This window comes from Brachyspira sp. G79 (assembly GCF_002379365.1).
Classification (GTDB): Bacteria; Spirochaetota; Brachyspiria; order Brachyspirales; family Brachyspiraceae; genus Brachyspira.
The window spans coordinates 166,710-180,312 of sequence record NZ_JQIU01000009.1 but is presented as its reverse complement, the minus strand read 5'-3'; the positions used below and the strand labels follow the sequence as shown (position 1 = coordinate 180,312).

The following is a 13,603-nucleotide window of genomic DNA, read 5'->3' as shown; positions in this document are numbered from 1 at the left end:
AAACAGAATATTATGAACTTTGATAAATGGAATAATTATTATAATATATTATTTAGTATGAAGAGAAAATAAATAAAAGTGATTTGCAATATTTAACAGATATATTAATAAAAATTGACGGTATAGAAAACTCTCAAGTATATGTTCATAAAAATAATATAAAAAGTGATGAACTTATAGTACCATGCTACAAAAAAAATGAAAGCTCAATTTCAAAACATAATAGAAAAAATAACAATAAAAACTTTATTAAAGAATCTAATTTTCTATATTCTTTATTTAAATCAGCCAATAACATGGAAATGTATGAATATATATCAGATAATTATAGTAATATACTATCTGATGTAGCATTTGCAAAACAAACGGAGAATGAAATAAATAAAATATTAGAAAATACCATATCTAAAAGGTTTAACGATTTATATATATCAAACAATGAATTATATAAATCAAATAGCGATTATAGTTTTAAGATATCATTAGAAAAAGAATTTATAAAAATATATTTTGAAAGTAAAAACGGACTTACAAATTTGGAAAATGAATCTGAAGGATTTAATTGGTTTTTTAGTTTGTTTTTCAATACATTAAATTATAATGAGTTTAAAAAAGGAGATATTATTATAATAGATGAACCAGAGCAGCATTTATCAGTACCTGTAATAAAAGAACTTAGAGAATTTTTAAAACAGTTTGCAAAAGATAATGGGGTTACAATTATAACATCTGTTCAAATTCCATATTTTGCTGATATAAATTATTTGGACGAATTAAAAATAGCCGAAATAAAACAGGACGGTATAGGAATAAAAATAGAAAATGATTTCTCTGCAACTTATGGTAAATCGGATACTCTTGAAAAAATTATAAATGCATTCGGTATAAAACATATAGATATTACCAGAGATACAACACTAATATATGTAGAAGGCATTATAGATTATAATTATTTCACAGCTTTTAAAATACTTATGGAATATATAGAAAATAAAGAAATAGATATAGCATTCATGCCTATTAATGGTATAGGAAGAGAAAATGATGAAAAGCAAAAAATTATTATAATAGAAGCACTATGTAACATATCAAAAAATCCTTCTATATTAATTGATGGTGATAACTCTGCAAATCAATTTAAAGAACTCGCTAAAAATACAAATCTTAAAGTAACACAGCTTACAGATATAAATAGTAATTTTGTCACAATAGAAGATTTATTTAGTAATGAAGACAAACAAATTTACAAAATAGATAAAAAAAATAAAGATGCCCTTTATTCGAGTTTATTTAAAAATAATATAATAGACTATTATAATAAAGATTTAATATCTAAGGAAACAATAAATAATTTCTTTAAGGTGATAAGAGAAATTGATTAATAGAAATAATTTATAATAAATAAAATGGACTATTTTTTAATAGCCCATTTTAAATTTCAATATAAAAATTATTTTTCTACTTCTTTTTTATATTTTATTAAACCCTGCTTTAATATTTCCATAGACCTTTTCAAGTCCTTAGCTTCCAAAGCATAACACATTCTCACTTCATCTTTACCCAAACCTTCAGTAGCATAAAAACCCTCACCAGGAGCAAACATTACAGTTTCATTATCGATATTAAAATCTTTTAAAAGCCATATAGCAAAATCCTCAGCATTTTTTACTGGAAGTTTTGCAAGTACATAAAATGCACCTTCAGGTTCTTTCATTACTACGCCGTCCATCTTTGTAAGCTCTTCAAATAATATTTTTCTTCTATTGTCATATTCTTTTCTAGCAGCTTCAAAATAGTTATCTGGTAAATCATACAAAGCAGCAGCACCAACCATTTCAAGTGTAGGAGCAGATAATCTAGCCTGACATTCTCTAAATACTGCATTGCTGAAATCTTTATTTTTACTTATTATACAGCCTATTCTAGCACCGCATGCAGAAAATCTTTTTGATATAGAATCAATTATTACAACATTATCTGCCAAATCTTTATAAGTACCAAAACTTATTGCTTTTCTGTCTCCATAAACAAATTCTCTGTAAACCTCATCGCTTATAATAAACATATTATGTTTCTTAGCAAGATAAGCTATATCATCAAGCTCTTCTTTAGTAGATACAACACCAGTAGGGTTTGAAGGGTTAGAGAACATATATGCTTTTGTCTTTGGAGTAATATGTTTTTCTATCTCGTCGCGGTTAGGAAGATGAAATCCTTTTTCTGCATAAGTTCTAACAGCATTACGTCTGATATCAAGCACATCATAAAAACTGTTGTAATTAGCATAGTAAGGCTCAGCAACTAAAATCTCATCACCCTCATCAAAAATAGCAAGCAAACTAAATAATATTGCCTCACTTCCGCCATTAGTAATAGTTATTTCATTTTCTTCATAATGAACACCCAATTTATCATAATACTCTTGAATTTTATTAATAAGCGGCTTCATACCTCTTGAATGTTCATATTTAAGAGTTTTTCCTTTGTATTTAGAAATAGCTTCTAAAAATACACTTGGTGTTTCAATATCAGGCTGTCCTATATTAAGATGGTATATTTTTATTCCTCTTTTTACAGCTTCTTCAGCATATGGATTTAACTTTCTTACAGGCGAAGTTTTAAGCCTTTGAATTCTTTTAGATATATACATATTTCTCTCCAAATTTTTATATATAGTATAATCTAAAAAAAGATATATCAAAGTGTTAAAATTGTCAATAAGATTATTTGTAATATTAATTTTTTTTGTAATTGATTACATAAAAATATAAAACATAAAAAAACCATACTCTCTCAAGTATGGTAAAAGAATGAACCGGTGACGGGTTTCGAACCCGCGCATGCAGGAATGAAAATCCTGTGTGTTAAGCCTCTTCACCACACCGGCATATTAAATAGAATATAAAATCTATATGAGCCAAGAAAGGTTCGAACTTTCGACAACCGCCTTAAAAGGGCGATGCTCTACCGACTGAGCTATTGGCCCGTTTGTTTCACTCATTTGAATGTTTGTATATAATAGCATATTATTATTTTTTGTCAAGTGCTAAAAATAATTTTTTTCATAATTATTATAGAAATATATTCCAAGGATTATAATTAGGTAAGTCTGCCTCGGCATAAATATATTCATCTTTTGTGGGATGAGGAAATCTCAAACTTTTGGCAAATAAAGCTAAAGGAACATCATCTCTATCATATTTTATATAGTTGCCGTATTTTCTGTCTCCATATATAGTGTGTCCTATATTTGAAAGCTGAACTCTTATTTGATGAAATCTTCCTGTTTCTAATTCTATTTTTAATAAACTCAAATTTTTTATCAAATCTTCTTTTACAACTTCGTATTTTAATTTTGCTATTTTGGCATTTTTAGTATTTTCAAAAACCACCTGAGCAATATTACCAAGTTTATTTGTCTTTTTTATGAGATAGTTTTCAAGCCTGCCCTCTTTATCTAAAAGTATGCCATTAACAACAGCATAATAAGTCTTTTCAAATTTTCTATCTCTTATAGCCTCGCTTAATCTTGAAGCAGCCTTAGAAGTTTTGGCAAAAACCATTATTCCAGATACTGGTCTGTCTAATCTATGAACAAGACCTAAAAATACATTTCCTTTTTTATTGTACTTTATTTTTATATAATCTTTTATGTTATCAAAAAAAGATAAATCCCCAGTTATATCACCTTGCACAGGTATATTAGGAGGCTTAACTGCTACTATTATATGATTATCCTCATAGATTGGATTAATGTAATTTGTCATTTCTTTTTCTATATTCATATTTTTACCGCTATGTATTTAATAAAAATATTTTAAAACATTAAAAGTTATTGTCAAGTGAATAAAGCCAATTATTAAAGCACTGAATAGTTTATTTTGATTAAGAAATAAAAGAAATGTGCCTAGTCAGGGAATCGAACCCTAGACACAAGGATTTTCAGTCCTTTGCTCTACCTACTGAGCTAACTAGGCAAGTGATAGTTATTATAGCATACAGATAAAAAATGTCAAGTATTTATATAAAAATTATTACAAAAAATATATTTTTAGGTTTATACTTTTATATATTTTGACAAATAATAATGTTAATATATAATATATTCTTTAATTTAAAATATATAATTTAATATAAAAAATAAATATTTGATGAGCAGGTAATTCATGACAAAGAAAAAAGACAGAATAATAACATTTTCATTAATAGTTGTAATTATAATACTTATAAACGCTATCATTAATCAATTCAACCCAATGATAGATTTAACAAAAGATAAAGTATACTCTCTAAGCAAAGAAAGTAAAAACTTAGTTAAAAATTTAAAAGAACCTATGAGTATAAAGTTTTTTGTTACACCAAATCTTCCGCCTCCTTTTTCAACTTATGAGAAATACGTAAAAGATTTGTTTGAAGGATATAAAACAGCAGGCGGAAAAAATATCAGTTTTGAAGTAGTAGACGCATCAAAACATTCTGAATTAGCTTCTCAGTATAGAATAAATCCAACTCAAATAAGTGTTTTAGAAAAAGATCAAACTCAAACTAAAGTAGCGTATATGGGACTTTCTTTTATATACGGTGACTCTATAGAAACTATACCTTTTATTCAATCAACTGAAGGATTAGAATATAATATAGATACTATCATAAGAAAAATGATGGATAAAAACGACAGATTAAAAAGACTTGAAAACAATTTAAATGTTTATTATATATCATCGCCTGAAATATATGATCTTCTTCAAATAGGAGCAATGGAAATTATACCAGACTCTATTATGCAGGCAGTTGCTGAAGCAAATAAAGACTTAATGAACAAAGTAAAGTTTATTAATGTAGATATGACAAACCCTACTAAAGAAAATGAAGAATTGATAAAAAAATTAAATGTTGAAAAGATAGAATGGGAGGATATAAAAGACCCAGATGGAAATATAGTAGCAAATAAAGGAAGTGCTTATTTTTCATTAGTTTTAGAAAATGGAGATGATATAAGACATCTCTCTACATCGTACATATTATACGGAGCTTTTGACCAAATAAAAGATGAAATAGCAAAAAATATAGACAGTATGCTAGGACTTAAAGCTACTATAGGATATATACAGGGTCATCAGGAGGCAAACTATATAACTATACCTCCTCAATTTGGAGGAAACCCTAATGATGCATACGACAGTGTAAGTGAGTATGTATCAGAGATAGAAGGAAATTATAATTTTGAAGCAGTTGATATTTCTTTAAATGATATACCTTCTAATATAGACGCTTTAATAGTTTTAGGAAGTAAAACTGCATTCAGCGACTATGAATTATATAAACTAGATCAATTTATTATGAGCGGAAAGCCCGTACTATTTATGCTTAACGGCGTACAAATAAATCAAGATGATCCAGCTGCTCAAATGTACGGACCTAAACTTATACCTGTTACAAATAGACTTAATGAAATACTTCCTAATTACGGATTTACTGTAGCAGAAAATATGATATTTGATGATAATTCATACAAAGCACAATTACAGCAAGGTATGCCAGAACAGAAAATGTATTATATACCTTTAATAGCTGCAGAAAATATTAATTCAAAAAGCGATATAACTAAAAGTATTAATTTAATGCTTACTCCTATATCATCAGAAATTATTACAAACACAAACAATACAGATATAAAAATAACCCCTCTTATTTATACAAGTGATAAAAGCTGGGTTGAAAAAGAGAATTTCACTGCATCTATGACTGGAATGCCTCAAGATTCAAGCAGATTATCAAAAAGACTTTTAGCTGCTTCATTTGAAGGAAAGATGAACAGTGCATTTACTGGAAAAGATATACCTTTATCAACAAATGCTCAGAATAATATTAATAATGATATAAACAGAATTAACTCCACTACAAGCGGAAAAGTTATAGCTGTAGGCTCTTATGAAATGGCTAAAAATAGTGCTTATACTGCAAACAAAATTTTCTTAATGAATTTAGTTGATTATATGGTAGGAGATAACGGACTTATGAGCATAAGAAGAAAAGGAGCAATATATAATCCTCCTTATCAAGTGCCTGAAACCGTAAAGCTATTTGTAAGAGTGATAAATATAGTTATGCTTCCTGCTGCTGTTATAGTATTTGGGCTTATGCTATGGAGTTCGGATAAGAAAAGAAGAGATAAAATTTTTGAAAAGTTTAACTGTAAATGATAATAAATTTATTGTTTTAAACTGTTTTACATAGCATAATAGACTTGTTTCAAAATTACTTGACAAGATTAATTATAAAAAATTATTTAATTTTAAGAATATAAATATAATGTTTTATATGTTTTATAACTTATATTTTAGTATGTAAATATGCGGTTTTTCGCGTCTGCGGGCTGTGCCTGCTTCTCGCCTGCCTACGGCACACAGAGTGAGGCGTACTTCGTATGGGGCACCACTTTTAAAATAAAAAATACTAAAAATTAAAATAGTATAATTATCTATTAATCTAGTTTTGCAACAAGTTTAATGAAAAATAACTTCCTTTACAAATTATTTTGTTTTGTTATAATAAAACTATGAATAAAAAAATGGCATTAATGTATTAAATGATTATTTTATAAGATATTTGTTTTCGCATACAGGTAATGAGCATATAGTCTTAAATTTTATTAATGCTGTATTTAAAGATTTAAACTTTGAAACTTTAAGAAAATAGAAATACTTAATCCGTCGACAAAGGCGGCACGCAAGGTGAACAGATGTCGCAGTCGCATTAACATAGCAGAAAATTATGATGAAAAAGAAAGTATTGCACCGAAGGTGGGCAGATGCCTATATATAAAAGCAACAACAGAAACAGCTATAACTGTTTTAATAGAAATACGGTACAGAGGAAAGGAAGATTTTATAAAAAGAGCTTTATACTATTTGTCTTATAATTATAGCTCTAGTTTAAATAGATGTTCTTTTTATGATGAATTAAAACCTACTGTAAATATTACAAATTTCATATTAACTGATGAAGATAAAGTTCATAGCTGTTACATATTAAAAGAGTTAAACAATAATAAAATTCTAACATATCATTGTCAGCTTCACTTTCTTGAACTTCCTAAATTTAATTTAAAAGATATTGATGAAATAGAAGACTTTCATAAAGAGTTTATTTCTTGGATAAAATTCTTTTATATAAATGAGGAAGATATGTCTATCTCAATGAAAGAAAATACTATATTTGAAGAAATAGAAAAAAATGCCGTACATTTGTTAATGACAGACCAGTAATGGATAAATATAAAAAATGTGAAGTAGACACATATTTTTTTAATAAGAGTATAGAATTAGATATAAAGAAGCTATTAAACAAGGCATAGAACAAGGTAAAAACAGCAGCAAATATCTATAGCTAAAAGTTTTAAAAATGCATGTATAGATATAAAAATTATAAGCGAGAATACAGGTTTAAGTATAGAAGAAATAGAAATTTATAATATACTTGTTTAAAAACTATTTTTGTAATGATTTATAATAATTTGACATCTGCTAATTTATAACTGAGATTTAATATGCAGCTCTTTTGTCATACTTAAAAGCCTTATAAAACTATAATGCAAAAGACCTGCATCTTGAAACAAAATTATTTAATCAAATTAGAATACTCATATGCAATATTAGCTGCTGTTCTGCAGTTATTATAAACCAACTCTTTATTAGCTTTCAAACTCTTATTTTCAGTTACACTATGAAGTTTAGCAAGTATAAAAGGAGTAACATCTTTTCCTGATATTTTTTTATCTTTAGCCTCTTTTACAGTATCATCTATTATTTTATTAATATAATCTTTGTCCATTTCATATTTTTCAGGTATAGGATTACATACCAATACCCCTCCTTCTAAACCTAAAGACCATTTTGTATTAAGAATATTAGCTATATCTTTAGCAGTATCTACTTTATAATCAACCTTATAACCGCTGTCTCTAGTATAAAATGCAGGAAATTTATCTGTTTTATATCCAAGCACTGGAACTCCGAAAGTTTCAAGATATTCTATAGTAAGAGCCAAATCCAATATAGATTTTGCCCCAGCACATACAACAGCAACATTTGTCTTGCTTAATTCCTGTAAGTCTGCTGATATATCAAAAGTATCCTGAGCATATCTGTGAACACCGCCTATACCTCCAGTAGCAAAAACCTTTATGCCGGCAAGAGAAGCTCCTATCATAGTAGTTGTTACAGTAGTAGCACCGTCTTTTTTCAAAGCTAACATAGCTGCTAAATCTCTTCTGCTTGATTTTGCTATACTGCTATTAGAGCCCATATACTCAAGTTCTTCTTTATTTAATCCTACTTTTATTTTACCTTTTATAATTGCTATAGTAGCAGGAACTGCATTATTATCACGTATATTTTTTTCAGAGTTTAAAGCACTTTCAACATTTTCTGGATAAGGCATACCATGTGATATTATAGTACTTTCTAATGCCACAACTGCCCTCTTTTCATATAATGCCTCTTTTACCTCTTCGCTAATATCTAAAAATTCATTTAAATTATTCATTAAATACCTCTTTTAATAATTAATTTTTTAAACTTCTACAAAATATATCTTTTATTCTTTTTTCTACTATATCTAAACTTATATTATCATTAACAGTATATTCGCTCTCTAATGCAAACATTGACATAACAGCAGCAAATTTTACCTTATAATCTAAACTGTAATTATTAAATATAGAATAAACAATACCAGCCACAAAAGCATCTCCAGCTCCAGAAGTATTAACAATATTTATTTTAGGAACTTCTAAATGGTATGCTTTATACTCTTCGTTTGTTCCGTAACATATTCCTAAAGATCCGAATGTTATGTATATTTCATTAACTCCCTTATCCAAAAATATTTTTACAGCTTCTTTTCCTTCATCTATAGTGTTTATATCTCTGTCAAGCAGAAATGATGCTTCATTTGAATTAATTTTTAAAGCATAAATATAATTTTCAATCCCCTTTATATGTTCAGACTTTTTTATTGATACTGCATCGCTTATCAATTTTTTATTAGGAAAATTATTTATTAAATACTCAAATATATCTCTTCCCATAACAGCATCTATAGTGATTAATTTTGCATTTTCTATTGTTTCATAAATACTTTCTAAATATTTAATATTAATATTCTCATCAAGAGAATCCATATCAGACACTGCTATCTCCATATCTTTATGATTATTCATAATAGCTACATATGAAGTAGAGCTTCCTTTTCTTACAATATATGAAGTATCTATACCAAATGATTTTATATTATCAAAAAGAATATCTCCAAAAATATCATTCCCAATAGAAGTAACAAATTTTATATTTTTAAATCCAATATTTGATAAGTTATTAACAATATTTCTTTCAACGCCGCCTGCACATACATTTATTTTACCTGGATTTGATTCTTTTAGAACTATTCTTCCTTTAGAAAATCCCTGTATATCAATATTTGACCCGCCAATAGACAATATATAATCTTCCATTTAATGCCCTTATATTAATATATTTTAATTATTATTAACTCATTTCAACTCTATCCAAAATACTTCTAGCCAAAGACCTAGAATCGGCATTTTCTATATCACTTGATAAAGATATTCCGTAAGTAATTCTTGTTACTCTGCCTGTATAATTATTATCTTTTAATAATTTGAATATATATCCTGCTGTAGTATCTGCTTCTAATGAGGCACTGAAAGCTATCATTATTTCATCAATATTTCCAGTATTAACTCTATCAATAAGTTCTTTTATTCTTATATCACTTATACCTATACCTTTAAGAGGTGCTATAAGACCGCCCAATACATGATACAATCCGTTATACTCTTCTGTTTTTTCTATGGCAAGCATATCAGGATAAGTTTCTACAATACATATTTTATTATGCTCTCTTTTATCATTAGAACATATATGACAAATATCATTATCACTCAAACTATAGCATTTACTGCATAATTTTATATTGTCATGAAGAGTATATAATGTATCTGCAAACTCTTTCAAATACTCTTCATCGCAGTCAAATAAATACAAAGCAAGACGCATAGCAGTTCTGCCTCCTATTCCCGGAAGCCTAGATATAATCTGAGTAAGTTTATCCAATGATTGTATATTATTCAAATTAATTATTCCTTATTATTATTTTCATCATCTTTATCATTCATCTTATTCATCATGTCATTCATTTTTGAAATCATATCAGGTGTTATTGAATCTAAAGATATATTTAATTTACCATCTTTATATTCTACAGATGTCATTTTACTGATATCATTAAACATTTGACTCATATCTCCCCAATTCATATTAAAAGGAGTTACTTGTTTAGGTTTTTCTTCTGTATTATTATCTTCTTCTAATTTTTTATTTAATTCTTTTACTTTATGAGAAGCCTCATTAATACTTGAAACTATCATCTCTTCCAATAATTCTTTTTGATCTTTTGAAAGAAGGCTCTCATCTATATTAAAATTAGATATCTTGTATAACTTATCCATATTAAAAGAAACTAAATTTCCAGCTGAACTATATTTTATAGTATTTTCATTCATAATTTATACTCCATAAAAATAAAATCATTAGTATAATATATATTCTTTTTAATAATTTATCAATAAAAATTAAATATAATGATTACTTCTAAGTCAATTATTATTTTTATATAATAATTGACTTATTTCATAATTACATATCAAACTTTGCTGCGACGTACTAAGTTCTTTTATAACATCTATACGTACTGTTAGATGGCCTAGAAACCACACACTTTACATAGCTAGTGCCGTAGTCAGTCTAAATAACCTCATATAGTTTTTTAAACAAGTCTAATAAGCAGTTATTTTACAATTCAATGTTTTAATAAATTTATAGGTATTAATATAGCAAATATTATTATTTGATCATTATAAATAACTATATTACATAAATTTGACTTTTTTAGTTTATAATATATTATTTTAAAAGAGGTTTAAAAAAAATGTATTAAAGGTAGTACATATATTAATGAAAAAGATTATATTTACAATAATTTTTCTTATATGTTCATCATTTACATCATTCTCCCAGAAAATGAATAGAGAAATAGGTGAAACTTATACTAAAGAAAATATCGCTGTTTTTGAAATAGAAGATAGTTCAAGCGGATATTCTCAAGGCTTAGGTAAACAACTAACAGCATTAATAGAAGATTCATTAACCAAAATGAACAGATTTAATATTGTAGACAGGAAAAATTTAGATAAATACCTAAAAGAAATGGAGCTTCAATTAACTGGTATAACAGAAAGTCAGGTTATTGAAGTAGGAAAAATATACGGATATTCAAAAGCCATAAAAGGAAATATAGTATCTGCTGATGTAAATTATAATTATGACAGTGATACTGGAAGTGGAAGTATTTACGGACAAGTAGAAATGGTACTTCAGATAGTGGATGTAGAAACTACTAAGATTATGTATTCTTCAAAACTGCAGGGGATAAGCTACTACTCTACTACTTCATATCCTTCATATTCTTTAAGACAAACAGCTATTAATGATGCCTGCAATGATTTGGCAGCTAAAGTAGAAGATAAAATGAGAGAGATATTTAAGATAACATTGACAATATCTGATATTATTGGAAATGATGTTATCATACTTGCTGGAAGAAATCAGGGAATAGATTCAAAGACTAGATTTAAAGTGTATTCTAAAAAAGATAATATAACTTTACCTTCTGGAAATGTCATAAACGGAGGATATGATTATAAAGGAACTTTAAGGGTAAAAGAGTTAGGAAATGATTATTCAGTATTAAAAATATCAAGAGGAAGAAATATACAAGCAGGCGATATTGCAAGAGAAACTATTATAGGAGATTTTATAGCAGGCATATCATTAAATTATGCTTCATATAATATTAAAGCTTTTAATGCTACATATCAAAGTACAGTAAGACCGAATGACGGAAAATTAAAAATATCATTAAACGAAAATAAATATGCTTTAGGGATTCATTTAAAAATAGGATATAATGGTATTAGATTTTCTCCAAATATTAGTATTGGATTATTATTTGGTGATTTTTTTAAGTCTAGTTATGCTGTAGATACTAGATTTAATTTTGATATTAATATAAATTTATATCAGGAAGTTTTGAGATTGGTTATTACACCATATGTTGGTATGGGTGTATCTTTTACAACTATAGGAGAAGTATATGGAGGAAATTATTTTATAGATAACTATACTTATCTTAGAAATGGTGCTAAAATAGATTCAAGAGATATTATGTTTGGTATAGGAGCTATAGCTTCAATTCAGTATAATATTACCGATACTATAGGTGTTAATTTAGGCATAGGATACAGATTTTATACCAATCCTATAAACTTGGGAGTATTCAGCGATAAGACAGAAGTTACTTTGCCTGAAAAAATAAAAACAGTTAATCTTACAGGATTAGAATTTACACTAGGAGCATATTTGTTACTATAATGGAAATAAAAATTATCACTATACTACTTATAATTTCAAACACATTCTTTGGAGCTTTTTATTTTTCTGATGTTTCAAAGGAATATAATACAAATGATAACATAGCAAAAAAAGAAATAACTGAAACTAATGAACAATTAAAGTCTGAGTATAAAATTGATACTAACAGTGTTAATTCTATATTCACAATGGAAGGAGATAAAATTATAAATCAAAAAGGAGTAAGCAGTTCTCCTGTTATGATGGAAGAACCTTATAAAAGCAATCCTTTCAGATATACAGAAGTTACATTTTTACTCACAGCATTTTTCTCGTATACATATGCAACATATTTGGTATTTGGATTAGATTCTTTAGAAACTGCTAATGTTGCCCCATCTACTACAGGAAGAAATAGATACAAAAGTCTATGGATATCCGCTACAATATTTGAAATAACAGCTGCAGTATTCTGTGGGGCAGCAGTCGCTTATGACAGTTATCAAAGAGTTTATGGTAAAAAGAAAAATGATGGATTTAGTTTTAATTTTATGCCTTATTATGAACCTTTTTATAAAGATGCGGGATTTATATTTTCTTTAAGTCACCCTTTATAAAAAGCAGTTTTTTTTCTTTTTAGTTTTGGAAGTATATTTTTATTGAGAAGTATTAAATAAAATATAAAACATAATATGATCATTAATGCAAGTATTAAAGCACCTTTTATATTAATATAATTGTCATTATCATATGATTTTTTATTGTCTGAAACAGAGGAAGTTGATGTATCCTCTTCATCTTTTATTATTTTAATAATTTTTTCATTTTTAGTGCCGTCTAAATAACCAAAAGTTTTGGCATATGATAAAATATATTCTCTGTCAGTTTTTAATCTAACTATATTATTAGAAATTTGACTTTTTCTTCTATTAAGTTCTTCTACTTTCTCTTTCTTATTCTCTATAAGAGTTTTTTGATTATCTAATGTAAGAAAACCTTTAGAACTAAAAACAAATACATATACCGTAAAAGCAATTCCTGCTAATATGATACAATAAAATATTTTAGAGCTTATTCTTACATTAAAATACATAGACTATAACCTTATTAAG

The 13,603-nt window shown here is 27.0% G+C and carries 11 protein-coding genes, 3 tRNA genes and 1 pseudogene; 5 read left to right on the top strand and 10 right to left on the bottom strand.

What is annotated here, in order from left to right; genetic code table 11:
- Window positions 1-83 precede the first annotated feature (83 nt).
- Complete coding sequence (locus tag KQ44_RS13750) at window positions 84-1,382, top strand: AAA family ATPase (RefSeq protein ID WP_240516709.1); 1,299 nt, start codon at window positions 84-86, stop codon at window positions 1,380-1,382.
- Window positions 1,383-1,450: 68 nt separating this feature from the next.
- Here the strand turns inward: KQ44_RS13750 and KQ44_RS13745 are convergent, their stop codons facing one another.
- The 5 genes from KQ44_RS13745 to KQ44_RS13725 all read right to left on the bottom strand — a co-directional run bounded on the left by KQ44_RS13745 (window position 1,451) and on the right by KQ44_RS13725 (window position 3,977).
- The gene (locus tag KQ44_RS13745) at window positions 1,451-2,650 is read right to left on the bottom strand and encodes a pyridoxal phosphate-dependent aminotransferase (RefSeq protein ID WP_096737927.1); all 1,200 of its coding nucleotides are present in this window, start codon (window positions 2,648-2,650) and stop codon (window positions 1,451-1,453) included.
- Between the two features lie 163 nt (window positions 2,651-2,813).
- Window positions 2,814-2,887: transfer RNA gene (locus tag KQ44_RS13740), tRNA-Glu, on the bottom strand.
- A gap of 26 nt (window positions 2,888-2,913) precedes the next feature.
- Window positions 2,914-2,986 (bottom strand) — tRNA-Lys (locus tag KQ44_RS13735).
- 85 nt (window positions 2,987-3,071) lie between these two features.
- Window positions 3,072-3,785: an RluA family pseudouridine synthase gene (locus KQ44_RS13730; RefSeq protein WP_096737926.1), complete on the bottom strand. Its 714-nt coding sequence runs from the start codon at window positions 3,783-3,785 to the stop codon at window positions 3,072-3,074.
- Between the two features lie 119 nt (window positions 3,786-3,904).
- Window positions 3,905-3,977, bottom strand: a tRNA-Phe gene (locus KQ44_RS13725).
- A 189-nt stretch (window positions 3,978-4,166) separates the two neighbouring features.
- Here KQ44_RS13725 and KQ44_RS13720 point away from each other — a divergent pair.
- Window positions 4,167-6,203: a Gldg family protein gene (locus KQ44_RS13720; RefSeq protein ID WP_096737925.1), complete on the top strand. Its 2,037-nt coding sequence runs from the start codon at window positions 4,167-4,169 to the stop codon at window positions 6,201-6,203.
- A 373-nt stretch (window positions 6,204-6,576) separates the two neighbouring features.
- Window positions 6,577-7,487, top strand: a pseudogene (locus KQ44_RS13715) (Rpn family recombination-promoting nuclease/putative transposase).
- Window positions 7,488-7,620: 133 nt separating this feature from the next.
- On the opposite strand, the gene KQ44_RS13710 reads toward KQ44_RS13715, so the two are convergent.
- Genes KQ44_RS13710 through KQ44_RS13695 form a run of 4 tightly spaced genes read right to left on the bottom strand, consistent with a single transcriptional unit; the run spans window position 7,621 to window position 10,585 of the window.
- Window positions 7,621-8,547: a pseudouridine-5'-phosphate glycosidase gene (locus tag KQ44_RS13710; RefSeq protein ID WP_096737924.1), complete on the bottom strand. Its 927-nt coding sequence runs from the start codon at window positions 8,545-8,547 to the stop codon at window positions 7,621-7,623.
- A 19-nt stretch (window positions 8,548-8,566) separates the two neighbouring features.
- The gene (locus tag KQ44_RS13705; protein ID WP_096737923.1) at window positions 8,567-9,514 is read right to left on the bottom strand and encodes a carbohydrate kinase family protein; all 948 of its coding nucleotides are present in this window, start codon (window positions 9,512-9,514) and stop codon (window positions 8,567-8,569) included.
- A 34-nt stretch (window positions 9,515-9,548) separates the two neighbouring features.
- Window positions 9,549-10,154, bottom strand: a complete 606-nt coding sequence (recR, locus tag KQ44_RS13700) for a recombination mediator RecR (RefSeq protein WP_096737922.1) — start codon at window positions 10,152-10,154, stop codon at window positions 9,549-9,551.
- A 5-nt stretch (window positions 10,155-10,159) separates the two neighbouring features.
- Window positions 10,160-10,585 carry a YbaB/EbfC family nucleoid-associated protein gene (locus KQ44_RS13695; protein WP_096737921.1) on the bottom strand — a complete coding sequence of 142 codons (426 nt, stop codon included), beginning with the start codon at window positions 10,583-10,585 and terminating at the stop codon, window positions 10,160-10,162.
- Between the two features lie 451 nt (window positions 10,586-11,036).
- Between KQ44_RS13695 and KQ44_RS13690 the strand changes: the two genes are divergently transcribed.
- A complete protein-coding gene (locus KQ44_RS13690) occupies window positions 11,037-12,512 on the top strand; it encodes a CsgG/HfaB family protein (RefSeq protein WP_096737920.1) in 1,476 nt (491 codons plus the stop codon).
- Window positions 12,512-13,108 (top strand): hypothetical protein, encoded by a 597-nt coding sequence (locus KQ44_RS13685; RefSeq protein ID WP_096737919.1) that lies wholly within the window; start codon window positions 12,512-12,514, stop codon window positions 13,106-13,108. The genes KQ44_RS13690 and KQ44_RS13685 overlap by 1 nt, the downstream gene beginning before the upstream one ends.
- Here KQ44_RS13685 and KQ44_RS13680 read toward each other — a convergent pair.
- Window positions 13,096-13,584, bottom strand: coding sequence for a septum formation initiator family protein (locus KQ44_RS13680; RefSeq protein ID WP_096737918.1), 489 nt, complete (start codon window positions 13,582-13,584; stop codon window positions 13,096-13,098). The genes KQ44_RS13685 and KQ44_RS13680 overlap by 13 nt on opposite strands.
- Window positions 13,585-13,603: the final 19 nt, after the last annotated feature.

What these genes read in the sequence shown, in the direction of transcription:
- KQ44_RS13720 (WP_096737925.1), top strand. Translation starts at nt 4,167, where the DNA reads ATGACAAAGAAAAAAGACAGAATAATAACATTTTCATTAATAGTTGTA.
- KQ44_RS13730 (WP_096737926.1), bottom strand. Translation starts at nt 3,785, where the DNA reads ATGAATATAGAAAAAGAAATGACAAATTACATTAATCCAATCTATGAG.
- KQ44_RS13695 (WP_096737921.1), bottom strand. Translation starts at nt 10,585, where the DNA reads ATGAATGAAAATACTATAAAATATAGTTCAGCTGGAAATTTAGTTTCT.
- KQ44_RS13685 (WP_096737919.1), top strand. Translation starts at nt 12,512, where the DNA reads ATGGAAATAAAAATTATCACTATACTACTTATAATTTCAAACACATTC.
- KQ44_RS13690 (WP_096737920.1), top strand. Translation starts at nt 11,037, where the DNA reads ATGAAAAAGATTATATTTACAATAATTTTTCTTATATGTTCATCATTT.
- KQ44_RS13745 (WP_096737927.1), bottom strand. Translation starts at nt 2,650, where the DNA reads ATGTATATATCTAAAAGAATTCAAAGGCTTAAAACTTCGCCTGTAAGA.
- KQ44_RS13710 (WP_096737924.1), bottom strand. Translation starts at nt 8,547, where the DNA reads ATGAATAATTTAAATGAATTTTTAGATATTAGCGAAGAGGTAAAAGAG.
- KQ44_RS13680 (WP_096737918.1), bottom strand. Translation starts at nt 13,584, where the DNA reads ATGTATTTTAATGTAAGAATAAGCTCTAAAATATTTTATTGTATCATA.
- KQ44_RS13705 (WP_096737923.1), bottom strand. Translation starts at nt 9,514, where the DNA reads ATGGAAGATTATATATTGTCTATTGGCGGGTCAAATATTGATATACAG.